The sequence below is a fragment of the Micromonospora auratinigra genome (genome assembly GCF_900089595.1).
Lineage (GTDB): Bacteria > Actinomycetota > Actinomycetes > Mycobacteriales > Micromonosporaceae > Micromonospora > Micromonospora auratinigra.
Genome location: NZ_LT594323.1, coordinates 606,022 through 629,664 on the forward strand (window position 1 = coordinate 606,022; position 23,643 = coordinate 629,664).

Annotated in this window: 24 protein-coding genes; 14 read left to right on the plus strand and 10 right to left on the minus strand. The window is 74.8% G+C overall.

Annotated features, from left to right (window positions below; genetic code table 11):
• The first annotated feature begins 191 nt into the window (after window positions 1-191).
• Genes argC through argH form a run of 8 tightly spaced genes read left to right on the plus strand, consistent with a single transcriptional unit; the run spans window position 192 to window position 8,765 of the window.
• Window positions 192-1,193: an N-acetyl-gamma-glutamyl-phosphate reductase gene (argC, locus tag GA0070611_RS02810; protein ID WP_091656843.1), complete on the plus strand. Its 1,002-nt coding sequence runs from the start codon at window positions 192-194 to the stop codon at window positions 1,191-1,193.
• Between the two features lie 55 nt (window positions 1,194-1,248).
• Entirely contained in the window at window positions 1,249-2,421 is a 1,173-nt protein-coding gene (argJ, locus tag GA0070611_RS02815) for a bifunctional glutamate N-acetyltransferase/amino-acid acetyltransferase ArgJ (RefSeq protein ID WP_091656847.1), read from the plus strand.
• Between the two features lie 37 nt (window positions 2,422-2,458).
• The gene (argB, locus tag GA0070611_RS02820) at window positions 2,459-3,349 is read left to right on the plus strand and encodes an acetylglutamate kinase (RefSeq protein WP_091656850.1); all 891 of its coding nucleotides are present in this window, start codon (window positions 2,459-2,461) and stop codon (window positions 3,347-3,349) included.
• Complete coding sequence (locus tag GA0070611_RS02825) at window positions 3,346-4,650, plus strand: acetylornithine transaminase (RefSeq protein ID WP_091656853.1); 1,305 nt, start codon at window positions 3,346-3,348, stop codon at window positions 4,648-4,650. The genes argB and GA0070611_RS02825 overlap by 4 nt, the downstream gene beginning before the upstream one ends.
• Window positions 4,647-5,576: an ornithine carbamoyltransferase gene (argF, locus tag GA0070611_RS02830; protein WP_091656856.1), complete on the plus strand. Its 930-nt coding sequence runs from the start codon at window positions 4,647-4,649 to the stop codon at window positions 5,574-5,576. The genes GA0070611_RS02825 and argF overlap by 4 nt, the downstream gene beginning before the upstream one ends.
• The gene (locus GA0070611_RS02835; protein WP_091656860.1) at window positions 5,573-6,085 is read left to right on the plus strand and encodes an arginine repressor; all 513 of its coding nucleotides are present in this window, start codon (window positions 5,573-5,575) and stop codon (window positions 6,083-6,085) included. Before argF ends, GA0070611_RS02835 begins: the two co-directional genes overlap by 4 nt.
• The gene (locus GA0070611_RS02840) at window positions 6,082-7,287 is read left to right on the plus strand and encodes an argininosuccinate synthase (protein WP_091656864.1); all 1,206 of its coding nucleotides are present in this window, start codon (window positions 6,082-6,084) and stop codon (window positions 7,285-7,287) included. The genes GA0070611_RS02835 and GA0070611_RS02840 overlap by 4 nt, the downstream gene beginning before the upstream one ends.
• A gap of 14 nt (window positions 7,288-7,301) precedes the next feature.
• Window positions 7,302-8,765 (plus strand): argininosuccinate lyase, encoded by a 1,464-nt coding sequence (gene argH / locus GA0070611_RS02845; protein WP_091656868.1) that lies wholly within the window; start codon window positions 7,302-7,304, stop codon window positions 8,763-8,765.
• Between the two features lie 41 nt (window positions 8,766-8,806).
• Here the strand turns inward: argH and GA0070611_RS02850 are convergent, their stop codons facing one another.
• Together GA0070611_RS02850 and GA0070611_RS02855 are read right to left on the minus strand one after the other, a co-directional pair.
• Entirely contained in the window at window positions 8,807-9,160 is a 354-nt protein-coding gene (locus GA0070611_RS02850) for an MmcQ/YjbR family DNA-binding protein (RefSeq protein WP_091656872.1), read from the minus strand.
• A 57-nt stretch (window positions 9,161-9,217) separates the two neighbouring features.
• Window positions 9,218-9,652, minus strand: coding sequence for a DNA-binding protein (locus tag GA0070611_RS02855; RefSeq protein WP_231921302.1), 435 nt, complete (start codon window positions 9,650-9,652; stop codon window positions 9,218-9,220).
• A gap of 83 nt (window positions 9,653-9,735) precedes the next feature.
• Here GA0070611_RS02855 and GA0070611_RS02860 point away from each other — a divergent pair, with 83 nt between their 5' ends.
• Entirely contained in the window at window positions 9,736-10,353 is a 618-nt protein-coding gene (locus GA0070611_RS02860) for a DNA-3-methyladenine glycosylase (RefSeq protein WP_091656875.1), read from the plus strand.
• On the opposite strand, the gene GA0070611_RS02865 is transcribed toward GA0070611_RS02860, so the two are convergent.
• Together GA0070611_RS02865 and GA0070611_RS02870 are read right to left on the minus strand one after the other, a co-directional pair.
• Window positions 10,313-10,762, minus strand: coding sequence for a hypothetical protein (locus GA0070611_RS02865; RefSeq protein WP_157740169.1), 450 nt, complete (start codon window positions 10,760-10,762; stop codon window positions 10,313-10,315). The genes GA0070611_RS02860 and GA0070611_RS02865 overlap by 41 nt on opposite strands.
• A gap of 30 nt (window positions 10,763-10,792) precedes the next feature.
• A complete protein-coding gene (locus GA0070611_RS02870) occupies window positions 10,793-11,194 on the minus strand; it encodes a DUF3224 domain-containing protein (protein WP_091656881.1) in 402 nt (133 codons plus the stop codon).
• A gap of 169 nt (window positions 11,195-11,363) precedes the next feature.
• Between GA0070611_RS02870 and GA0070611_RS02875 the strand changes: the two genes are divergently transcribed.
• Together GA0070611_RS02875 and GA0070611_RS02880 are read left to right on the plus strand one after the other, a co-directional pair.
• Window positions 11,364-12,503, plus strand: coding sequence for an LLM class flavin-dependent oxidoreductase (locus GA0070611_RS02875; RefSeq protein ID WP_091656885.1), 1,140 nt, complete (start codon window positions 11,364-11,366; stop codon window positions 12,501-12,503).
• The gene (locus tag GA0070611_RS02880) at window positions 12,500-13,126 is read left to right on the plus strand and encodes an FMN reductase (RefSeq protein WP_091656889.1); all 627 of its coding nucleotides are present in this window, start codon (window positions 12,500-12,502) and stop codon (window positions 13,124-13,126) included. Before GA0070611_RS02875 ends, GA0070611_RS02880 begins: the two co-directional genes overlap by 4 nt.
• A gap of 96 nt (window positions 13,127-13,222) precedes the next feature.
• Here GA0070611_RS02880 and GA0070611_RS02885 read toward each other — a convergent pair whose 3' ends face one another.
• Together GA0070611_RS02885 and GA0070611_RS02890 are read right to left on the minus strand one after the other, a co-directional pair.
• The gene (locus GA0070611_RS02885) at window positions 13,223-14,089 is read right to left on the minus strand and encodes a universal stress protein (protein WP_091656893.1); all 867 of its coding nucleotides are present in this window, start codon (window positions 14,087-14,089) and stop codon (window positions 13,223-13,225) included.
• Window positions 14,090-14,285: 196 nt separating this feature from the next.
• Window positions 14,286-15,197 (minus strand): universal stress protein, encoded by a 912-nt coding sequence (locus GA0070611_RS02890; protein WP_091656896.1) that lies wholly within the window; start codon window positions 15,195-15,197, stop codon window positions 14,286-14,288.
• 149 nt (window positions 15,198-15,346) lie between these two features.
• Between GA0070611_RS02890 and GA0070611_RS02895 the strand changes: the two genes are divergently transcribed.
• A complete protein-coding gene (locus GA0070611_RS02895; RefSeq protein WP_091656899.1) occupies window positions 15,347-15,763 on the plus strand; it encodes an Hsp20/alpha crystallin family protein in 417 nt (138 codons plus the stop codon).
• Between the two features lie 61 nt (window positions 15,764-15,824).
• Window positions 15,825-16,295, plus strand: a complete 471-nt coding sequence (locus GA0070611_RS02900; protein WP_091672369.1) for a cyclic nucleotide-binding domain-containing protein — start codon at window positions 15,825-15,827, stop codon at window positions 16,293-16,295.
• Window positions 16,296-16,538: 243 nt separating this feature from the next.
• Here GA0070611_RS02900 and pflA read toward each other — a convergent pair whose 3' ends face one another.
• The 4 genes from pflA to ppdK form a co-directional block, all read right to left on the minus strand.
• A complete protein-coding gene (gene pflA, locus GA0070611_RS02905) occupies window positions 16,539-17,324 on the minus strand; it encodes a pyruvate formate-lyase-activating protein (RefSeq protein ID WP_407940406.1) in 786 nt (261 codons plus the stop codon).
• Window positions 17,321-19,567: a formate C-acetyltransferase gene (gene pflB, locus GA0070611_RS02910; RefSeq protein ID WP_091656903.1), complete on the minus strand. Its 2,247-nt coding sequence runs from the start codon at window positions 19,565-19,567 to the stop codon at window positions 17,321-17,323. The genes pflA and pflB overlap by 4 nt, the downstream gene beginning before the upstream one ends.
• A gap of 248 nt (window positions 19,568-19,815) precedes the next feature.
• Window positions 19,816-20,307 carry a hypothetical protein gene (locus tag GA0070611_RS02915; protein WP_091656908.1) on the minus strand — a complete coding sequence of 164 codons (492 nt, stop codon included), beginning with the start codon at window positions 20,305-20,307 and terminating at the stop codon, window positions 19,816-19,818.
• 30 nt (window positions 20,308-20,337) lie between these two features.
• Window positions 20,338-22,998, minus strand: coding sequence for a pyruvate, phosphate dikinase (ppdK, locus tag GA0070611_RS02920; RefSeq protein WP_091656913.1), 2,661 nt, complete (start codon window positions 22,996-22,998; stop codon window positions 20,338-20,340).
• Between the two features lie 132 nt (window positions 22,999-23,130).
• Between ppdK and GA0070611_RS02925 the strand changes: the two genes are divergently transcribed.
• Complete coding sequence (locus GA0070611_RS02925) at window positions 23,131-23,634, plus strand: GNAT family N-acetyltransferase (RefSeq protein WP_091656916.1); 504 nt, start codon at window positions 23,131-23,133, stop codon at window positions 23,632-23,634.
• The last annotated feature ends 9 nt before the right edge of the window (window positions 23,635-23,643 follow it).

The following is a 23,643-nucleotide window of genomic DNA, read 5'->3' on the forward strand; positions in this document are numbered from 1 at the left end:
GGTTGCGGGCGCGGTGCAGCGGCGCGTCACACGGTGGAACGGAGCCGTGAGAGCGCTCTCTCAGCATCGGTGGCGGATGGTCGACTGTCAATGCGAGCACCCTCTTCGCAGTTTCATGCGCCGCCCTGCATGAACTTGCAGCGGTTGGCGGTCGCTGCTAGCCTTCTCTGCATAGTCATGCGGAGGTAGGTATGGGCATCCGAGTTGCGGTCGCGGGAGCGAGCGGGTACGCCGGCGGCGAACTGCTGCGGCTGCTCGCCGCGCACCCCGAGTTCGAGCTCGTCGCGGCCACCGCGCACTCGTCGGCCGGCCGGCCCGTCGCCGCCGTACACCCGCAGCTCACCGGCCTCGACCTGACGTTCGGGGCGACCGAGGCGGCCACCCTGGCCGACGCGGACCTGGTCTTCCTGGCCCTGCCGCACGGCCAGTCGGCGGCCCTCGCCGCGGCCCTGCCCGGCCCGGTGAAGGTGGTCGACCTCGGCGCCGACCACCGGCTGCGCGACGCGGACGCCTGGACCCGCTACTACGGCGGCCCGCACGCCGGCGTGTGGACCTACGGCCTGCCCGAGCTGCCCGGCCAGCGCGCCGCGATCGCCGCCGCCACCCGGGTCGCCAGCACCGGCTGCTACGCGGTCGCCACCACCCTGGCGCTCGCCCCGCTGATCGCCGCCGGCGCGGTCTTCCCCACCGACGTGGTGGTGGTCGCCGCCTCCGGCACCTCCGGCGCCGGCCGGGCCGCCAAGACCCACCTGCTCGGCAGCGAGGTGATGGGCGACCTGTCGCCCTACAAGGTCGGCGCGCACCAGCACGTGCCGGAGATCAAGCAGGCCACCGGCGCGACCAGCCTCTCCTTCACCCCGGTGCTCGCGCCGATGCCGCGCGGCATCCTCGCCACCGTGACCGCCGTGCCGACCGGTGACGCCGACCCGCGCGAGGTGCTTGCCGCCGCGTACGCCGACGCGCCCTTCGTGCACGTGCTGCCCGAGGGGGTGTGGCCGCACACCGCCGCCACCGCAGGCGGCAACTCCTGCCACCTGCAGGCAGGCGTCGACATCGACTCCGGCCGGGTGATCGTGGTCAGCGCCGTCGACAACCTGGGCAAGGGCGCGGCCGGCCAGGCCGTGCAGAACGCCAACCTGATGTGTGGTCTGCCCGAGACCACCGGACTCTCCGCGATGGGAGTGGCACCGTGAGCGCGAGGAGTGCAGCGAAGCGGAGCCCCGCAGTCGCGAACGAAAGGCCAGCACAGTGACCGTCACCGCCCCCCGGGGCTTCCGGGCGGCCGGTGTCGCCGCCGGCCTCAAGGCCAGCGGCGCCGGCGACGTCGCCCTGGTCGTCAACGACGGCCCCGACGCCGGGGTCGCCGGCGTCTTCACCGCCAACCGGGTCAAGGCCGCCCCCGTGCTCTGGACCCAGCAGGTCGTGCGCGGCGGCGTGGTCCGCGCGGTGGTGCTCAACTCCGGCGGCGCGAACGCCTGCACCGGCCCGGCCGGCTTCCAGGACACCCACGCCACCGCCGAGCACACCGCCGCCGCGCTCACCGGCAGCAACGCCCGGCTGATGGTGGGCGCCGGTGAGGTCGCGGTCTGCTCGACCGGCCTGATCGGTGAGCGACTGCCGATGCAGAAGCTGCTGCCCGGCGTCCGCTCCGCGGTGCGCGGGCTGGCCCGCGACGGCGGGACCGCCGCCGCCGAGGCGATCATGACCACGGACACCCGGCCGAAGACCACGGTGGCCCGGGGCAGCGGCTGGACCGTCGGCGGGATGGCCAAGGGCGCGGGCATGCTCGCCCCGGCGATGGCCACCATGCTCTGCGTGCTCACCACCGACGCGGTGGCCGGGCCGGAGCTGCTCGACGCCGCGCTGCGCGCCGCCACCCGGGTCACCTTCGACCGGGTCGACTCCGACGGCTGCATGTCCACCAACGACACCGTGCTGCTGCTGGCCAGCGGGGCGTCCGGCGTCGAGCCGACCGAGGCGGAGCTGACCGCCGCGGTCACCGCCGCCTGCCACGACCTGGCCCAGCAGCTCATCGCCGACGCCGAGGGCGCCACCAAGCAGATCGCCATCGACGTGGTCGGCGCGGCGGACGAGGACGACGCGGTCGAGGTGGGCCGCTCGGTGGCGCGCAACAACCTGGTCAAGACCGCGCTGTTCGGCAACGACCCGAACTGGGGCCGGATCCTGGCCGCCGTCGGCACCACCGCCGCCGCGTTCCAGCCGGACGCCGTGGACGTCGCCGTCAACGGGATCTGGGTGTGCCGGGGCGGGGCCGCCGCGGAGGACCGGTCCAAGGTCGACCTCACCGGCCGGGACGTGACCATCCGGATCGACCTGCACGCCGGCGACGCGGCCGCCACCGTCTGGACCAACGACCTGTCGCACGCGTACGTGCACGAGAACTCGGCGTACTCGACGTGAGCATGAGCAACGCAGTGGCGAACGGAGGGCCGGCACAGTGAGCCTCAGCGCGGACCTCACCCGGGCCCAGGCCAAGGCCGAGACGCTGATCGAGGCGCTGCCCTGGCTGGCCCGCTTCTCCGGCGCGACCGTCGTGGTCAAGTACGGGGGCAACGCCATGGTCGACCCCGAGCTGCAGCGGGCCTTCGCCGCCGACATGGTCTTCCTCCGCTACGCCGGCCTCAAGCCGGTCGTGGTGCACGGCGGTGGTCCGCAGATCTCCGCCATGCTCGGCCGGCTCGGCATCGCCAGCGAGTTCCGGGGCGGCCTGCGGGTCACCACCCCGGAGGCGATGGACGTCGTGCGGATGGTGCTGGTCGGCCAGGTCGGGCGGGAGCTGGTCGGCCTGATCAACGCGCACGGCCCGTACGCCGTCGGCCTCTCCGGCGAGGACGCCGGGCTGTTCACCGCCGTGCGCCGCCCGGCGTACGTGGACGGGCAGCCGGTCGACGTCGGGCAGGTCGGCGACGTGGAGTCGGTGGACGTCTCCGCGGTCACCGACCTGATCGCGGCCGGCCGGATCCCGGTGATCTCCACGGTCGCGCCGGACGTCGACGGGGTGCTGCACAACCTCAACGCCGACACCGCCGCCGCCGCGCTCGCCGTCGCCCTGGACGCCCGCAAGCTGGTCGTCCTCACCGACGTCGCCGGCCTGTACGCGGACTGGCCGGACACCACCAGCCTGGTCAGCGAGATCAGCACCGACGACCTGGCGAAGCTGCTGCCGTCCCTGGAGTCCGGGATGGTGCCCAAGATGGAGGCCTGCCTGCGAGCGGTGCGCGGGGGAGTGCCCGCCGCGCACGTCGTCGACGGCCGGGTCGCCCACTCCACGTTGCTGGAAGTGTTCACCTCGGAAGGGTTCGGCACGATGGTCGTGAACGCGTCATGAGCACCCTGGTGGAGCGCTGGGGCGCGACCATGATGGACAACTACGGCACCCCGCCGCTGGCGCTCGTCGCGGGCGCCGGCGCCGTCGTGGTCGACGAGACCGGCCGGGAGTACGTCGACCTGCTCGGCGGCATCGCGGTCAACGCCCTCGGGCACGCCCACCCGGCCGTGGTGGCCGCCGTCTCCAAGCAGGTCGCCACCCTCGGGCACGTGTCGAACCTGTTCGTCGCCGAGCCGCCGGTGGCGCTGGCCGAGCTGCTACTGGCGCTGGCCGGCCGGCCCGGCCGGGTCTTCTTCGCCAACTCCGGCGCGGAGGCGAACGAGGCCGCGTTCAAGCTCTCCCGGCTCACCGGCCGGACCCACGTGGTGGCCGCCCAGGGTGGCTTCCACGGCCGGACCATGGGCGCGCTGGCGCTCACCGGCCAGCCCGCCAAGGCCGACCCGTTCCGCCCGCTGCCGGGCGACGTCACCCACGTGGAGTACGGCGACGTGGCCGCCCTCGCGGCCGCCGTCACCGACGCCACCGCGATGGTGATCCTGGAGCCGATCCAGGGGGAGAACGGCGTGGTCGTGCCACCCGCCGGCTACCTGGCCGAGGCCCGCCGGATCACCGCCGCGCACGGCGCCCTGCTGGTGCTCGACGAGGTGCAGACCGGCATCGGTCGCACCGGGCACTGGTTCGCCCACCAGGCCGAGGGCGTCGAGCCGGACGTGGTGACGCTGGCCAAGGGGCTCGGCGGCGGCCTGCCGCTCGGCGCCTGCCTGGCCTTCGGCCGGGCCGCCGAGCTGCTGCGTCCCGGCTCGCACGGCACCACCTTCGGCGGCAACCCGATCAGCTGCGCGGCCGCCCTCGCGGTCGTCTCCACCATCGCCCACGAGGGCCTGCTCGACCACGTCAAGCGGATCGGGGAGCGGCTGCGGCGCGGCATCGAGGCGCTCGGCCACCCGCTCGTCACCGGCGTACGCGGCGCGGGCCTGCTGCTCGGCATCGTGCTCGACCGGCCGGTCGCCGGCCCGGTGGCGACCGCGCTGCGCGACGCGGGCTTCCTGGTCAACCCGGTGCAGCCGGGTGTGGTCCGGCTCGCCCCGCCGCTGATCCTCACCGCCGGGCAGGCCGACGCCTTCCTGGCCGCGCTCCCCGCCGCCCTCGACGCGGCCGTTCCCGACGCCGCCGTCCCCGCGCCGGCCGCTCCCGATGCCGCCGTCCCCGCGCCGGCCGTTCCCGGCACCGCCGTCCCCGCGCCGGCCGCTCCTACGTCGGCCGCCACCGACGCCCCCACCACGACGGAGGCCCCCGCATGATCCGGCACTTCCTGCGCGACGACGACCTCAGCCCGGCCGAGCAGGCCGCCGTGCTCGACCTCGCCGCGGCGATGAAGACCGAGCGGTTCGCCCGCAAGCCGCTGGCGGGCCCGCGCTCGGTGGCGGTGCTCTTCGACAAGCAGAGCCTGCGCACCCGGATCTCCTTCGACGCCGGTATCGCCGAGCTGGGCGGCCACCCGCTCGTGGTGGACACCCAGGTGACCCACTTCGGGCGGGGCGAGACCCTGGCCGACGCCGGGCGGGTGCTCTCCCGCTACGTGGCGGCGATCGTGCTGCGCACCCACGGCGACGACCGGATCGCCGAGGTCGCCTCGCACGCGACCGTGCCGGTGGTCAACGCGCTCACCGACACCTACCACCCCTGCCAGCTGCTGGCCGACCTGCTCACCGTCCGGGAGCGGTGCGGCGGGACCGCCGGGCGGACCCTGGCGTACGTCGGCGACGCGGCGAACAACATGTCGCACTCGTACCTGCTGGCCGGGGCCACCGCCGGGATGCACGTGCGGGTGGCCGGGCCGGCCGGCTTCCAGCCCGACCCGGAGATCGTCGCGAGGGCCGAGAAGATCGCCGTCGGCACCGGCGGTTCGGTCCGGGTGTGCGGCGACCCGGTCGAGGCGGTCCGCGGCGCGGACGCGGTCGCCACCGACACCTGGACCTCGATGGGTCAGGAGGCCGACGGGCTGGACCGGATCACCCCGTTCCGGCCGTACCAGGTCAACGACGCGCTGCTCGACCACGCCGCGCCGGAGGTGATCGTGCTGCACTGCCTGCCCGCCCACCGGGGCGAGGAGATCACCGACGAGGTGCTCGACGGTCCGCGCAGCGCCGTCTTCGACCAGGCGGAGAATCGCCTGCACGCCCAGAAGGCGCTGCTGACCTTTCTCCTGGAGGCATCCCACCCATGACCGCCCCGCTGACCCGCGCCGCCCGGCACGCCCGCATCGTCGAGCTGATCCGCGACCAGGCCATCCACTCGCAGACCGAACTGGCCGACCTGCTCGCCACCGACGGCATCCAGGTCACCCAGGCCACCCTCTCCCGCGACCTCAAGGAGCTGGGGGCGGTCACCGCGCGCGGCGGTGACGGGCGCGGCGTCTACCTGATCCCCGAGGACGGCCACCGGCCGCTGCGCGACGCCGAGGCCGCCCCGGCCCGCCTGGTGCGGCTGCTGCGCGAGCTGCTCAACGGGGTCGACGCCAGCGGCAACATCGCCGTGCTGCGTACCCCGCCGGGCGCGGCCCACTACCTGGCCAGCGCGTTGGACCGGGCGGGACTGCCGGACATCGTCGGCACCATCGCCGGCGACGACACCATCCTCGTGGTGGCCCGCGAGGCCGTCGGCGGGGCCGCCCTCGGCGACAAGCTCGCCGGGTGGGCCCGCCGCGAAGAGAACGTCGAAGGGAGCACCACGTGAGCGAGCGGGTCGTGCTGGCGTACTCCGGAGGTCTGGACACCTCCGTCGCCATCCCGTACCTGGCCGAGCAGACCGGCGCCGAGGTGATCGCGGTGGCGGTCGACGTCGGCCAGGGCGGCGAGGACCTGGACGCCATCCGCCGGCGCGCGTTGGACTGCGGCGCGGTCGAGTCCGAGGTGGTCGACGCGCGTGACGAGTTCGCCGCCGGGTACTGCCTGCCCGCGGTCCGGGCCAACGCCCTCTACATGGACCGCTACCCGCTGGTCTCGGCACTGTCCCGGCCGCTGATCGTCACGCACCTGGTGGCGGCGGCCCGCCGGCACGGCGGCACCATCGTGTCGCACGGCTGCACCGGCAAGGGCAACGACCAGGTCCGCTTCGAGGTCGGCCTGGGCGCGCTCGCCCCCGACCTGAAGGTCATCGCGCCGGCCCGGGACTTCGCCTGGACCCGGGACAAGGCGATCGCCTTCGCCGAGGAGAAGGGCCTGCCGATCGACGTGTCGGCCCGGTCGCCGTACTCGATCGACCAGAACCTGTGGGGCCGTGCCGTCGAGACCGGCTTCCTCGAGGACATCTGGAACGCGCCCGTCGAGGACCTGTACGCCTACACCGACGACCCCGGCCAGGAACGGGACGCCGACGAGGTGGTGATCACCTTCGACGCCGGCGTGCCGGTCGCGATCGACGGCGAGACCGTCACCCCGTACGAGGCGATCCGGGAGCTGAACCGGCGGGCCGGCGCGCAGGGTGTGGGCCGCCTCGACATGGTCGAGGACCGGCTCGTGGGCATCAAGAGCCGCGAGGTGTACGAGGCCCCCGGCGCGATCGCCCTGATCACCGCCCACCAGGAGCTGGAGGCGGTGACCGTCGAGCGGGACCTGGCCCGGTACAAGCGCGGCGTCGACCAGCGCTGGGCCGAGCTGGTCTACGACGGCCTGTGGTTCTCGCCGCTCAAGCAGGCCCTCGACGCGTTCATCGACGACGCCCAGCGGCACGTCTGCGGCGAGGTACGGCTCACCCTGCACGGCGGTCGCGCCGTGGTCACCGGCCGCCGCTCCGAGACCAGCCTCTACGACTTCGGCCTGGCCACCTACGACACCGGCGACACGTTCGACCAGTCGCTGGCGAAGGGTTTCGTGCAGCTGTGGGGGCTGCCCAGCAGGATCGCCGCCGAACGGGCCGCCCGGGTCGGCGGGGTCTGATCGTGGACACCAGAATGGGCAACGTGGACGACAAGAGCCTGACCGAGAACAGCGCCGCCGCCAACCGGACGAGCCTCTGGGGAGGCCGGTTCGCCGGCGGCCCGGCCGAGGCGCTCGCGCGGCTGTCGGTGAGCGTTCAGTTCGACTGGCGCCTCGCCCCGTACGACATCGCCGGCTCCCGGGCGCACGCCCGGGTGCTCGCCGGGGCCGGCCTGCTCGACCCGGAGGAGCTGGGGAAGATCCTGGCCGCGCTGGACGACCTGGAGGCCGCCTGCGCCTCCGGCGCGTTCCGGCCCACCATCGACGACGAGGACGTGCACACCGCGCTGGAGCGCGGCCTGTTGGAGCGGCTCGGCAGCCTCGGCGGCAAGCTGCGCGCCGGCCGCTCCCGCAACGACCAGGTCGCCACCGACCTGCGGCTCTACCTGCGCGACCACGCCCGGGGCGTGGCCGCCCGGCTGGTCGAGCTGGCCGAGGCGCTGGTGGAGCAGGCCGAGCGGCACGTGGACACCGCCGCGCCCGGCATGACGCACCTGCAGCACGCCCAGCCGGTCACCTTCGCGCACTGGCTGCTCGCCCACGTGCAGCCGCTGCTGCGCGACCTGGAGCGGCTGCGCGACTGGGACCAGCGGGCCGCGATCAGCCCGCTCGGCGCGGGCGCGCTCGCCGGCTCCGGCCTGCCGCTGGACCCGGTGGCGGTCGCCAAGGAGCTGGGCTTCCGGACCTCCTTCGCCAACTCGATGGACGCCGTCGCCGACCGGGACTTCGTCGCCGAGTTCCTCTTCGTCACCGCGATGACCGGGGTGCACCTGTCCCGCCTCGGCGAGGAGGTGGTGCTCTGGACGTCGCAGGAGTTCGGCTGGGTCGAGCTGGACGACGCCTTCGCCACCGGCTCGTCGATCATGCCGCAGAAGAAGAACGCGGACATCGCCGAGCTGGCCCGGGGCAAGTCCGGCCGGCTGGTCGGCGGGCTGATGAGCGTGCTCACCATGCTCAAGGGCCTGCCGATGACGTACGACCGGGACATGCAGGAGGACAAGGAGCCGGCCTTCGACGCGGTCGACACCCTGGAGCTGCTGCTCCCCGCGCTGGCCGGGATGATCTCGACGATGACCGTCCGGGTCGACCGGCTGGTCGCCGCGGCCCCGGTCGGGTACTCGCTGGCCACCGAGGTGGCCGACTGGCTGGTCCGCCGGGGCGTGCCGTTCCGCGACGCGCACGAGATCACCGGCAAGCTGGTGGCGCTCTGTGTGGCCCGCGACTGCGCCCTGGACGAGGTCTCCGACGACGACCTCGCGGCGGTCAGCGAGCACCTCGACCCGTCGGTGCGCGACGTGCTCTCGGTGCGCTCCGCGCTGGCCGCGCGCACCACCCCCGGCTCCACCGGCCCCGGTCCGGTCGCCGACCAGCTCGCCACCGCCGCCGACAAGCTGGCCGGCTGGCGGGACTGGGCCACCGAGCGGGTCGTGCCCCGCTGAGCGTGCCGCCCTGCGCGGTGGCTGCGGCCGCCGCGCAGGGCTCAGGCCGTGGGGCGCTCCCGCTTCGGGAGCTTCGCCACCACCGCCTCGTACGACCCGTCGACGGCCTCGATCAGCTCGTCGTCCGGGATGTCGCCGTCCAGGCGCAGCGTGTTCCAGCCCGACCGGCCGATGTAGGGGGAGGGACGGGCGTCCGCCGGGAACCGGTGCAGCCACTCGTCGGCCACCTCGCGGCTCGCCCCGCACTTCACGCCCACCCGCGCCTCGCCCTCCGGGGAGCCGAGGAAGGCGAAGATCCGGCTGCCGACCTTGACCACCTCGTCGCCCTCCCACGGCCGGTCGAGCCACGCGCCGGGCCGGCCCAGGCAGTAGGCGAGCATCTCCTCACGCCTCATCGCGCCTCCCTCGTCGAGTCGTGCGGACAGTCTGCCCGCCGGCACCGACAGTCGGGCTCAGTCGCCGGTGCCGGTGCGTACGGCCAGCCGGTCGTAGCGCTGCCGCGCCGCCTGCGCGCTGCCCAGGCCCAGGCCGAAGGCGATCGCCTGCCAGGTCATGCCCCGGCCGCGGGCGGCCTGGAGCAGCCCGGCCTCCAGCGCGTCGACCTCGGCGCGCACGTGCGGGATGAGGGTCAGCGCGGCCATCAGGTCGGCCTGGTCGACGGGCTCCTCGCCGGCGTCGAGCGCGGCCCCGCCGGCCAGCGCCATCACCAGGGTCGCCGACTCGTACGCGTCGGGGACGTCCGGGTGCGCGTAGCGCCGGCGGCGGGCGTCGGTGCCGGCGTGCCGCTCGGCGATCCGCATCAGCGCGGCGTAGTTGCGGTGCGCCCGCGCCTGGGCAGCATCCGGAGCGGTGAACGGGTCGTTATCCAGCGTGACCATGTCGTCCATCCAACTCCTGTGAACGACGCTTTGTCAACACCCTGTTGAAAGCACGTCGTGCTCATCGCCGTGCCGCCGGATAGGGTTCCTCCGTGACCGGCACCGACCTCGCCGCCCTGGCGGACCTGCTCGCCGGCCCCGTGGTGCCCGCCGCCCGGGGGCTGCTCGGCTGCCGGCTGACCGGCCATGACGTCACCGTCCGGATCACCGAGGTCGAGGCGTACGCCGGCACCGGGGGCGATCCGGCCTCGCACGCGCACCGGGGGCGGACTCCGCGCAACGCGGTGATGTTCGGCCCGGCCGGGCACGCCTACGTCTACTTCACCTATGGCATGCACTGGTGCGTCAACGTGGTCACCGGGTGCGACGGCGAAGCCTCCGCGGTGCTGCTACGCGCCGGCGAGGTGGTCGACGGCCTCGACCTGGCCCGGGCCCGCCGCCCGGCCGTCCGGCGGGACGTGGACCTGGCGCGTGGCCCGGCCCGGCTCTGCGCCACGCTCGGCATCGACCGCGCGGTCTACGGCGCGGACCTGCTCGCCGACGGCCCGGTCCGGCTGCGTCCGGCGGTCGACCGGGTGCCCGGGACGGCGATCGCGGCCGGTCCCCGGGTCGGCGTGACCGGGGCGCACGACGTGCCGTGGCGGTTCTGGCTCGCCGGTGACCCGACGGTCAGCGCGTACCGCCGGCACGTGCCCCGCGCCCGCCGCTGACCGGCCACCGGCCGCGCGGCGGCGGGGGGCGCAGGTGCGGACGCAGCGCCCGGCGGGCGAAGAGGCTGCCCACCGCGAGGGTGGTCACCGCCGCGTGCCCGATCCGGGTCGCCGTGCTGCCGCCGTCGAGCGCGTAGATCGCCCAGCCGTTCGCCGCCGCGTCGGTGACCAGGATGAGACAGGCCAGGTCCGCGCCGAGCCGACGCCGGGCGAACAGCAGCGCGGCGGCGACCGGGTCGAGCACCGTCAGCGAGACGAGGTACGCCGCCAGCCACGCCGGCGCCCAGGGGTACGGGTCGGTCCCACCCACCACCAGGTCGACCAGGTGCACCGCGGCGCCCCAGCCGAGCAGGGCCACCCCGGCGGCGAGCAGCCACCGGGCGCGGCGGGGGAGGGGCGAGCGGCGCATCCCGCCCATTCTGCCGCCCGGGGGCAACCCTCAGGGCAGCTCGTACGTCAGCACGTACCGGTGTGCGCCGTCCGGATCCTGGAGGATCTGCCCGTCGCCCCGCAGCCCTCGTAGCTCGCCGGTGCCGGAGTCGGGCACCACGGTCCAGGAGAGGGACGATCCCTCCTCGGCGTGCGCGGTGGCCTCGTGGCGCAGCACGAAGCTGCCCCGGCGACCGGCCAGCGTGCCGGTGAACCGTTCGAACCCCCCGTACGCGGCGCTGGTCTCGACCTGCGCCCGGCACATCAGGATCCGGGTGGTGCTGGTGCCGGCGAGGTCTCCGGTGAAGGTCTTGCCGATCCGGGCCTCGGCCAGCACCGCGCCCTCGGCCTCGTCGTAGGCTTCCTGGTCCCAGCTGTCGAGGGCGAAGTCGCCCTCCGCGCGTGCGGTCATGCCCCTCATCCTGGCGGCAGAGGCTGACAACGTCCGTCAGGTACCGTCCGGCGCGCGGTGAGCTGGCGCACCCGACCCGGGGGCGGGGGCGGAATAGTTGACTAGTCAAATAAGTTGTGCGGTGCGATGCCGGGCCGCGGCGGCCCGGACCTCACCCGAGGAGCTGGTCATGCAGTTCGGAGTCTTCACCGTCGGCGACGTCACGGTCGACCCGACCACCGGGCGGCTGCCGTCCGAGCATGAGCGGATCAAGGCGATGGTCGCCATCGCGCTCAAGGCCGAGGAGGTCGGCCTCGACGTCTTCGCCACCGGCGAGCACCACAACCCGCCGTTCGTGCCGTCGTCGCCGACCACCTTGCTCGGACACATCGCGGCCCGCACCGAGCGGCTGCTGCTCTCCACCTCCACCACGCTGATCACCACCAACGACCCGGTGAAGATCGCCGAGGACTACGCGATGCTCCAGCACCTGGCCGACGGCCGGGTGGACCTGATGATGGGCCGCGGCAACACCGGCCCGGTCTACCCCTGGTTCGGCCAGGACATCCGCAACGGCATCCCGCTCGCCATCGAGAACTACGACCTGCTGCACCGGCTGTGGCGCGAGGACGTGGTCGACTGGAAGGGCCGGTTCCGCACCCCGTTGCAGTCGTTCACGTCCACCCCACGCCCGCTCGACGGGGTGCCGCCGTTCGTCTGGCACGGCTCGATCCGCAGCCCCGAGATCGCCGAGCAGGCCGCGTACTACGGCGACGGCTTCTTCGCCAACCACATCTTCTGGCCCAAGGAGCACACCCAGCGGATGGTCGCCCTCTACCGGCAGCGCTGGGCGCACCACGGCCACGGCAGCCCCGAGCAGGCCATCGTCGGCCTCGGCGGCCAGGTCTTCGTACGCCGCAACTCGCAGGACGCGGTGCGCGAGTTCCGGCCGTACTTCGACAACGCCCCGGTCTACGGGCACGGCCCGTCGCTGGAGGAGTTCACCCGGGAGACCCCGCTCACCGTGGGCAGCCCGCAACAGGTCATCGACCGTACGCTCGGCTTCCGCGACTACGTCGGCGACTACCAGCGGCAGCTGTTCCTGATCGACCACGCCGGCCTGCCGCTGAAGACCGTCCTGGAACAGCTCGACATCCTGGGGGAGGAGGTCGTCCCGGTGCTGCGCAAGGAGTTCGACTCGCTGCGTCCCGCGCACGTGCCCGAGGCGCCGACCCACGCCAGCCTGCGCGCCGCCGCCGGTGGCGGACGGGACGCCGGCGTGCCCGCCGTCGACGACGTCACCGGCACCGTGCCCGAGGAGGCCCGATGACCCGCCGTACCCTCGCCGTGGTCTCCGCCGGCCTCGGCCAGCCCTCCTCGACCCGGCTGCTCGCCGACCGGCTCGCCGCGGCCACCCGCGACGAGCTGGTCCGGCGCGGCGCCACGGTGGAGATCCGCCCGGTGGAGCTGCGCGAGCACGCCCACGACGTGGTGAATCACCTGCTCACCGGTTTCCCGCCGGCCGGCCTGCGGGAGGCGCTGGAGACCGTCGCCACCGCCGACGGCCTGATCGCCGTCACCCCGATCTTCAACGCCTCCTACAACGGGCTGTTCAAGTCGTTCTTCGACGTGGTCGAGCGGGACGCGCTGGCCGGCCGGCCGGTGCTGGTCGGCGCGACCGGTGGCACCGCCCGGCACTCGCTGGCGCTGGAGCACGCGGTCCGGCCGATGTTCGCGTACCTGCGGGCGGTGGTCGTGCCCACGGCGGTCTTCGCCGCCCCCGAGGACTGGTCCGGCGACGGCACCGAGGGGGCGCTGCGCGCCCGCATCCGGCGGGCCGGCATCGAGCTCGCCGAGCAGGTGGACCGCCGTCCGGCGGCCACCGGCCCGGCCGACCCGTTCGCCCTCACCACCAGCTTCGAGGAACTGCTCGCGGGCCGCGACCCGGCCTGACCGGTTCGGGCCGGCCCGCCGGCCCGGGCGGCTGCTGCCGGTCGGCCCGCGCGGGCCGGTGCCGGCGGGCCCGCTGGCACCGGTGGCCGGCGCCGGTCAGGCCGCCGGCTCGGGCGGGTGCGCCACCAGCACCGGACAGTGGGCGTGCTGCACCAGCGCCTGGCTCACCGAGCCGAGCAGCAGCCCGGCGAAGCCGCCCCGACCCCGCGACCCGACCACCACCAGCACCGCCTCCCCGCTCGCCGCGATCAGCGCCTGCTCGGGCGAGTCACCCGGCACCGGCCGTTCCGCCACGGTCAGCACCGGGTGGGCCGCGCGCACCCGGGCGGCCACTCCGGCGAGCAGCTCGGCCGACTCCGCCGGCCCGGCCGCGTCGTGCGGGTCCGTGCCCCCGGGTACGGCCCGGTGCACGTGCGCCAGCACCAGCGTGGCGTCGCGGCGTACCGCCTCCTCGGCGGCGAGCCGGACGGCGACGTCGGCCGGCGCCGACCCGTCCACCCCGACCAGCACCGGCGCCTGCACCGGGATCGGCTGCTCGGCGGGGCGTACCACCAGCACCGGGCAGTGGCCGTGCTGGGCCACCTGGGCGCTGACCGAGCCCAGCAGCAGCCCGGCGAAGCCGCCCACGCCGCGGCTGCCCACCACCACCAGGTCGGCGTGGCGGGACTCCTCGACCAGGGTCGCGGCCGGGCCGCCCGCCACCTGGCGGACGGCCACCTCCAGGGTGGGGTGGCGTCCGGTCAGCTCCGCCGCCACCCGCTCCAGCATCGCCCGGGACTCCCCGGTCGGCGCCGGCACCCCCAGGTCGTACGGGTTGAGCGGGACGCCGTAGCCGAGCGGGTGCAGGTAGCCGTGCACCAGGCGCAGCGGCCGGGACCGCGCGACGGCCGCCCGGGCGGCGTGCTCGGCGGCGGTCAGGCTCGACGGTGATCCGTCCACCCCCACCACGACGGGTCGGTTCATCGGTCTCTCCTGTCGCCTCGGCTCATGGCCATTGTCGACCGCGCGCCCGGCGGCCGGGCCGGCTTCACGTCCCCGGCGGATCCGCCCCGCCGTCCTCGCGGGTCCGGACCGGACCGCCCGTCCCCGCGCGGGGGACCGGGCCCGGACAGCCGTCCGCGCCGGCCGGTGGGAGCGGCCGGCGCGGACGGGGGTCGGGTCAGCCGGCGTCGCGGCCCTTGTGGTGCCGGACGATGGCCAGCGGGCTGCGGGCGTGGTGCAGCACGGCGTGACTGACCGAGCCGAGCAGCAGGCCGCTCAGGCTGCCCCGGCCGTGTGCGCCGACCACGGTCAGCTGCGCGTCGGTGGACTCCTCCACCAGGGCCCGGGCCGGAGCCGCCGCCACCAGCTTCTGCCGCACGGTGACCTCCGGGTAGCGCTCGGCCCAGCCGGCGACCGCCTCGGCCAGCACCCGCTCCTCCTCGGCGCGCAGCTCCTGCGGGTCGTACACCAGCGGCAGGATGTCGCCGTAGGACTCCCGCCGGCCCACCGGCGGCGCCGGGTAGAGCCAGGTGTGCACGGCCACCAGGTCGGTGCCGCGCCGCGCCGCCTCGGCGAAGGCGAAACCGATCGCCTCCCCGGAGAGCGCGGAGCCGTCCACCCCGACCACCACCGGCCCGTCGGCGCGCGGTTCGCCGCGGACGACCAGCACCGGGCAGTCGGCGCGGGCCGAGAGCTGCACCGCCGCCGACCCGACCAGCAGCTCGGCGAAGCCGCCCAGGCCGCGGTGGCCGAGCACCAGCAGCGCCGCGGAGCGGCTCTCCCGCAGCAGCACCGCCACCGGGGGACCGTCCACCAGCCCACCGGTCACCGCGAGGTCGGCGTCGACCTTGCGGGCCTCGTCCACCGCCTCGTCGATCAGCTTGCCGGCCTCGGTGCGCAGCTCCTCGTCGGGCAGCGCGGCGGCGACCGGGCCGAGCGGGGTGCCCAGCAGCGGCCACAGGAACGCGTGCACCACCCGCAGCGGCCGGTGCCGCAACGCCGCCTCGCGCGCGGCCACCCGTACCGCGTCCAGGGCGGACGGGGAACCGTCCACGCCCACCACGACCGGGGCACCGGATCTGTCGGTCATCACGACCTCCTTCGTCCCTCCCAGCCTGCGCCGGTGGCGGGCCGGCGGGCAGAGGCGGAGCGCCCGCCGGTCCCGGGACCATCGGCCCTGACGGCACGGGTCGTCGGGGAGTGGGATGGGAGTCGGGACGATCGACAAGGAGGTCGAAGATGTCCACTGTCACCAAGTTCCGGGGCGGCGCGCTGACGCCGTTCGACTGGACGAACCTGTCCTGGCTGCCGATGCTGGCACCCACCATCCGGGTCGAGGACTACCTCGACGGCGACCGGTACGTGGTCCGCGCCGAACTGCCGGGTCTCGACCCGGCGAAGGACGTGCACATCACGCGTACCGGTGACACGCTCCGGCTGGACGTGGTGCGCCGGGAGAGCCACCAGGACAAGGTTCACTCCGAGTTCCACTACGGCTCGTTCTCCCGGCTGATCCCGCTCCCCGCCGGGGTGCGGGAGGAGACCGTCAAGGCCCGCTACGCCGACGGCATCCTGGAGATCACCGCGACGATCGGCACCACCGAGCCGACCGCCCGGGAGATCCCGATCGTGGTGGAACACGCCGCGAAGAAGTGAGCCCCGCCCCGAGGGACCCGGCGACCCACCGGGTCCCTCACCCGATCTCGTGGAGGCCGTGATGACCCCGCTGGAGATGCTGCGCGCCCACCCGTTCCTCGCCGGGCTGCCCCAGGAGTGGCTGCCCCGGCTGACCGGGTACGCCCGCCCGGTGGTCTGGCACCCGGGGCACCGGCTGTTCCGCGCCGGGCAGCCCGCCGAGCGGTTCTGGCTGGTCCGCGGCGGTGAGGTGGCGCTGGACTTCCCGGTGCCCGGCCGCGGTGACGTCGGCATCGAGACGGTCGGCGCGGACGGGGTGCTCGGCTGGTCCTGGCTGTTCCCGCCCTACCGCTGGCAGTTCGGCGCGGTCGCCGTGCGGCGCAGCACCGCGGTCGAGTTCAGCGCCGAGGGGGTACGCCGGCTGATGGAGTCCGACGACGCGCTGGGCCGGCAGCTCACCACCCGCTTCATGAGCGTGGTGGTGGACCGGCTCCAGGCCTCCCGGGTCCGCCTGCTCGACCTGTACGGCTACCCCACCTCGATGGCGAGCTGAGCCCGTACCGGTCAGCCGCCCACCCCGACGGCGACGGAGCCGAGCGCAAAGGCCCCGCCGGCGGTGGCGCCGGTACGCCGGGCACCCGCCGCGCGCCCGCCGGACCGCACTCGCCGGCCGGACCGGTCCCGGCCGTGGACGACGCGGGCGTCGAGCAGGTGGGCGGGACGACGTGACCGGTGCACCTGTCGATTCCGCGGTGGCCGGTCACCCGCCGGGGGCCGACCGGTGGGCGTCCACCACTCAGGTGACGGTGAGCCCGCGGGCGGCGAACCGGCCGCGTACCCGGTCGAGCAGGTCCGGGGTGGGCGGCGCGGTGCCGGCCAGTGGGAAGGTGAGCCCCAGCTCGGCGTACTTGTGCGCGCCGAGGCGGTGGAACGGCAGCACCTCGACCCGCTCGACGGTCGCCAGCCCGGCGGCGAAGTCCGCCACCCCGGCCACGTTCGCCTCGTCGTCGGTGAGGCCGGGCACCAGCACGAACCGGATCCAGACCGGTACGCCCCGCTCGGCGAGCCGGCGACCGAAGCGCAGCGTCGGCCCGATCCGCCCGGTGCGGGTCACCTCCCGGTAGGTGGCCGGGTCGCGGGACTTCACGTCCAGCAGCACCAGGTCGGTGGCGTCCAGCAGGGCGTCGTCGGCGCGGGCGCCGAGGAATCCCGAGGTGTCCAGCGCGGTGTGCAGCCCCAGCTCGTGGCAGCGGCGCAGCACCTCCCCGGTGAACCGGGGCTGCAACAGCGGCTCCCCGCCGCTGAGGGTGACCCCGCCGCCGGCCACCTGGACGAAGCGCCGGTAGCGGCCCACCTCGGCCATCAGCTCGTCGACGGTCCGGCTGCGGCCGCTGCGCCGGTACCAGGTGTCCGGGCTGTGGCAGTACCGGCAGCGCAGCGGGCAGCCGGCGAGGAACGCCACGAACCGGGTGCCCGGCCCGTCCACCCCGATCGACAGGTCCCACGAGTGCACGCTGCCGGTCAGCGGCCCGCCGGGCCCGGGCCGGACCGGCCCGGGCGACGGTGTCGACAGGGTGCTCACAGCGACCCGTGGAAGGTCCGCGAGACGACGTCGCGCTGCTGTTCCGGGGTGAGCCGGACGAAGTTGACCGCGTACCCGGAGACCCGGACGGTGAGCTGCGGGTAGCGCTCCGGGTGGGCCATCGCGTCGAGCAGGGTGGCCCGGTCCAGCACGTTGACGTTGAGGTGGAAGCCGCCCGCGTCGGCGTACCCGTCGAGCACCCCGGCCAGGTTGGCGATCCGCTCGTCGCGGGTGTGGCCCAGCCCGTCGGGGGTGACCGTGCCGGTCAGCGAGATGCCGTCGCGGGCCGCGTCGTACGGCAGCTTCGCCACCGACAGCGCCGCCGCGACCAGGCCGTGCACGTCCCGGCCGTTCATCGGGTTCGCGCCCGGCGCGAAGGGCTCACCGGCGCGCCGCCCGTCCGGCGTGTTGCCGGTGTGCCGGCCGTAGACCACGTTGGAGGTGATGGTGAGCACCGACATGGTCAGCTCGGCGTCGCGGTAGGTGCGCTGCCGGCGCAGCTTCGCCGCGAACGTCTCCACCAGCCAGACCGCGATCGAGTCGGCCCGCTCGTCGTCGTTGCCGTACGTGGGCACCTCGCCCTCGACCAGGTAGTCGACGGCCAGCCCGGTCTCGTCGCGCAGCACCTTCACCCGGCCGTGGCGGATCGCGGCGAGGCTGTCCACGGCGACGGAGAGGCCGGCGATGCCGGTGGCCATGAACCGGCGTACCGGGTGGTCGTGCAGCGCCATCTCCAGCCGCTCGTAGGCGTACCGGTCGTGCTGGTGGTGGATCACGTTGAGCGCGTCCACGTACGTCTCGGCCAGCCAGTCCAGCGTCCGGTCGTACGCCGCGAGCACCTCGTCGTAGTCGAGGGTCTCCCCGCCGACCGGTGGGCTGGGCGGGGCGACCTGCTCGCCGGTCAGCTCGTCGCGCCCGCCGTTGATCGCGTACAGCAGCGCCTTGGCGAGGTTCGCCCGCGCCCCGAAGAACTGCATGTCCCGGCCCACCCGCATCGCCGACACGCAGCACGCGATCGCGGTGTCGTCGTCGTACGCCGGGCGGATCAGCTCGTCGTTCTCGTACTGGATGGCGCTGGTGTCCAGCGACACCTGGGCGCAGAACCGCTTGAAGCCGGCGGGCAGCCGCGGCGACCACAGCACGGTCAGGTTCGGCTCGGGCGCCGGGCCCAGGTTGTACAGGGTCTGCAGGTAGCGGAACGCGGTCCGGGTGACCAGCGGCCGGCCGTCGGTGCCCATCCCACCGAGCGACTCGGTGACCCAGGTCGGGTCGCCGGAGAAGAGCTGGTCGTACTCGGGGGTGCGCAGGAACCGGATGATCCGCAGCTTGATCACGAAGTCGTCCACGAGCTCCTGGGCGGTCGTCTCGGTCAGCCGCCCCTCGGCGAGGTCGCGGGCCAGGTAGACGTCGAGGAAGCCGGCGGTACGCCCCAGCGACATCGCCGCGCCGTTCTGCTCCTTCGCCGCCGCCAGGTAGCCGAAGTAGAGCCACTGGATCGCCTGCTGCCCGGTGCCGGCGGGGCGGGAGATGTCGTAGCCGTATCCGGCGGCCATCTCCTTCAGCTCGCCCAGCGCCCGGATCTGCTCGGCCAGTTCCTCCCGGTCGCGGATCACCGCGTCGGTGGAGGGTTGCTCGTCCAGCGCCGCCCGGTGCGCCCGGCGCTCCTCGATCAGCCGGTCCACGCCGTACAGGGCCACCCGCCGGTAGTCGCCGATGATCCGGCCCCGCCCGTACGCGTCGGGCAGGCCGGTGATGACGTGCGAGCGCCGCGCCGCCAGCACGTCGGCCGGGTACGCGTCGAAGACCGCGTCGTTGTGCGTCCTGCGGTACGCGGTGAAGATCCGGTGCACCGTCGGGTCGGGTTCGTGGCCGTACGCCCGCAGCGCGGTCTCCACCATGCGCAGGCCGCCGGTCGGCATGATCGCCCGGCGCAGCGGCGCGTCGGTCTGCAGGCCGACGATCAGCTCCCGCTCCCGGTCGATGTAGCCGGGGCCGTGCGCGGTGATGCCGGCCGGGGTGGCCGGGTCCACGTCGTACACGCCGCGGCGTCGCTCCTCGGGGAACATCGCCTGCAACCGCCCCCACACCTCGAGGGTGCGGGGCGTCGGTCCGGTCAGGAACGACGCGTCCCCGAGGTACGGCTGGTAGTTGCGGCGGACGAAGTCGGCGACGTCGACGGTCTCCCGCCAGGTCCCGTCCCGGAAGCCCCGCCACGGGTCCACGACGCGCTGGTTGCCGGTCATGATCTGCTCCTGTCGAGCCGGATGCCCTTGCAGCACCAGCCTTTCGAACCCGACAGACCCCGGGCAGAGCCCCCCGACCCACCCCACCCAGGACCTCCGGCCCCCGCTCGGAACGGGGTCGATCATGAAGTTGGCGGCGGTATCCGAGATCGACATCGCCGCCAACTTCATGATCGACGGGCCGGGGGTGGCCCGGGGGAGGCCGGGGGTGGGGGCCGGGGGTGGGGGCCGGGGGTGGGGGCGGGGGGTCAGGTGAGGGGGTGGGCGTGCAGGGCCCGGGCCCACCAGGGGCGGTCGTCGGGGTGCGGGCGGGGCCGGCGTACGCCGCGCAGGCTCACCCAGCCGCCCGGGCCCATTGTCACGGTGCCGATGGCGGGCGGGCGGCGGCGGGCCAGCACGGCCGCGGCGGTGGTCAGCGCGGCGACGGCGAACGCGCCGGCGGCGGCCGCGACGAACTGGTCCGGGTCCACCACCCGCCGGTAGCGCACCCGCCCGCCGGAGAGCACGAACGCGCCGAGCGGCCGGCCCTCGTGGGTCACCGGCACCAGCGCGGCGGCCGGGGTGCCGGGCAGCTCCAGCACCGGGCCGACCGGCCCGGCGGCCGGCGCCGGCGCGAGGGCCGGTGCCGGCGCGAGGGCCGGCGCCGGGGCGGCCGGCTCCGGTGGGGCGGCCGGGGCGGGTAGGGGACGGGCCGGCAGCGGCTGCACCGGGAGCCCGGTCGGGTTGAAGATGGCGGTCATCGTGCTGCCCTCCTGACGGGAGTCGGACTGCTAGCGGGAGTCGGACGTGCCGGTGGTCGCTTCGACGGCGGCCCGGCCGGCGGCCAGCCGGGCGATCGGCACCCGGTACGGCGAGCAGGACACGTAGTCCAGCCCGGCGTCGGCGAAGAACGCGACCGATTCGGGGTCGCCGCCGTGCTCCCCGCAGACGCCGACGGTCAGCTCGGGGCGGGCCGCCCGGCCCTCGGCCACGGCCAGCCGGATCAGCCGCCCGACGCCCTTGGCGTCGATGCTCTCGAACGGCGACACCGGGAAGATCCCGCGCTCCAGGTACGCCCCGAAGAACGAGCCCTCCACGTCGTCGCGGGAGAACGCCCAGGTGGTCTGGGTCAGGTCGTTGGTGCCGAAGGAGAAGAAGTGCGCCTCGGCGGCGATCTCCCCGGCGGTCAGCGCGGCCCGGGGCACCTCGATCATCGTCCCGATCGGGATCTCCGGCGCGTCGGCGACCTCGGCGAGCACCCGCTCGGCCTCCAGCCGTACCGCCGCGAGTTCCCGCACGTCACCGACGAGCGGCACCATGAGCTCCGGGCGTGGGTCGCCGCCCGCGCGCCGCCGTTGCGCCGCCGCCTCGGCCACCGCCCGCACCTGCATCGCGAACAGTCCCGGCACCACCAGGCCGAGGCGCACCCCGCGCAGGCCCAGCATCGGGTTGCTCTCGTGCATCCGGCGTACGGCCGCCAGCAGCGTGCCGTCGCGCCCCGGGTCCGCGCCGAGGGCCTCGGCGCGGGCCACCCGGGCGGTCAGCTCCGGCAGCGCCGGCAGGAACTCGTGCAGCGGCGGGTCGAGCAGCCGGATCGTCACCGGCAGCCCGTCCATCGCGGCGAGGATGCCGGCGAAGTCGGCCCGCTGCAACGGCAGCAGCGCCGCCAGGGCGGCCTCCCGCTCGGCCGGGCCCTCGGCCAGGATCAGCCGTTCCACCAGCTCGCGGCGCTCGCCGAGGAACATGTGCTCGGTCCGGCACAACCCGACGCCGCCTGCGCCGAGCCGCCGGGCCCGGCGGGCGTCCTCCGGCGTGTCGGCGTTGGCCCGCACCCCGAGGCGGCGTACCGCGTCGGCGTGGTCGAGCAGCCGGTGCACGGCGGCGACCAGCGGGTCCGCCTGCGGGCTCAGCTCGCCGGCCAGGTAGCGGGAGACGGGAGACGGCTGCACCGGCACCGGGCCGCGCCAGATCCGGCCGCTGGTGCCGTCGATGGAGATCACGTCACCGGCCCGGACCACCTCGTCGCCGACGGTGAACTCGCCCCGTTCGGCGTCGATGGCCAGCGCGTCGGCCCCGCACACGCAGGTCCGGCCCATGCCCCGGGCCACCACGGCGGCGTGCGAGGTCTTGCCGCCGCGGGAGGTGAGGACCCCGGCGGCGGCGATCATGCCGGGCAGGTCGTCCGGGTTGGTCTCCCGGCGCACCAGGATCACCGGGTCGGTGGCCGCCGCGGCGGCGGCCGAGTCGAACACCACCCGCCCGACCGCCGCCCCCGGCGAGGCGCCCACCCCGACGGCGAGCGGCCCGGGCGCGCCGGTGAGGTCGAACGCGGGGAACATCAGCTGCGCCAGCTGCGCCCCGGTGACCCGGGTGAGCGCCTCGTCCGCGCTGATCAGCCCCTCGTCGACGAGCTGCGCGGCGATCACGAAGGCGGCCGCGGCGGTGCGCTTGCCGACCCGGGTCTGCAGCATCCACAGCGTGCCGCGCTCGATGGTGAACTCGATGTCGCACAGGTCCCGGTAGTGCCGCTCCAGGGTGTCCATGATCTCCATCAGCCGGCGGAAGCTCACCGGATCGATCCGCTCCAGCTCCGGCAGGGGCGTGGTGTTGCGGATCCCGGCGACCACGTCCTCGCCCTGCGCGTCGGCCAGGTAGTCGCCGTACACGCCGCGCGCGCCGGTGGCCGGGTCCCGGGTGAACGCCACCCCGGTGCCGGAGTCGGGGCCGAGGTTGCCGAAGACCATCGCCATCACGTTCACCGCGGTGCCCAAATCGTCCGGGATGCGCTCCTGCCGCCGGTAGATCCGGGCCCGCTCGGAGTTCCACGACTCGAACACCGAGTTGACGGCCAGGAAGAGCTGCTCGTGCGGGGCCTGCGGGAAGTCCCGCCCGACGTGCCGGGCGAAGATCTTCTTGTACGTCTCGACCAGGTCCCGCAGCTGCCCGGCGCTCGGGCCCGCCGCCCCGGCGGTGGCCCGCACCGACTCCAGCTCGTGCGCGAACTCCTCGGTCGGCACGCCGTACACGGTGTGGCCGAACATCTGGATCAACCGCCGGTACGAGTCCCAGGCGAAGCGCTCGTCGCCGCTGCGCGCGGCGAGCCCGCCGACGGTGGTGTCGTTGAGCCCGATGTCGAGGATCGTCTCCATCATCCCCGGCATCGAGTACCGGCCACCGGAGCGCACCGCCAGCAGCAGCGGGTCGCGGGCGTCGCCGAGCCAGCGGTCCAGCCGCGCCTCGACCTCCCGCAGGTGCGCGTTGACCTCCTCGAAGAGGCCGGCCGGCGGGGTGCCGGTGGCCAGGTACGCCCGGCAGGCGTCGGTGCTGATGGTGAACCCGGGCGGGACGGGCAACCCGAGCCGGGTCATCTCGGCCAGGTTGGCGCCCTTGCCGCCGAGCAGGTCGGCCCGGCTCCGGTCACCCTCGATGAAGTCGTAGACGTACTTCGGCATGGTCCGGCCTCCTCGGCTGCGTCTCTCCTCCTCTTCGTATCGGGAGCGGCGGTGGGCCCGGCAGGGCCGGACGCCGACCCGCCCCGGGCCGGAGGTCCCGAACCTGTCGGTGCGGCCCGGTATCGTGCGCCGATGACCAGTCAGGTGCGACTCCGTCCGGTACGCGACGACGACCTGCCCCTGTTCTTCGCCCACGAGCAGGATCCGCAGGCCAACTGGATGGCCGCGTTCGGCCCGAAGGACCCGGCGGACCGGGCCGCGTTCGACGCCCACTGGGCCCGCATCCGCGCCGACGAGCGCATCGTCAACCGCACGATCGTCGCCGACGGCGAGGTGGTCGGTCACGTCGCCGCCTTCCCGGTGGGGGAGCGCACCGAGGTCAGCTACTGGATCGACCCGGCCCGCTGGGGCCGCGGGCACGCCACCGCCGGCCTGACCGCGCTGCTGCGCGAGCTGCCGCAGCGGCCGGTGCACGCCCGCGCCGCGAAGGACAACGCCGCCTCCCTCGCCGTGCTGCGCAAGTGCGGCTTCGTGGTGGTCGGCGAGGACTCCGGGTACGCCGCGGGCCGCGGCCGGGAGGTGGCGGAGTGGGTGCTGGAGCTGCCCGCCGACTCCGCTGACCAGCGAGACCACTAGTCTCCCCCG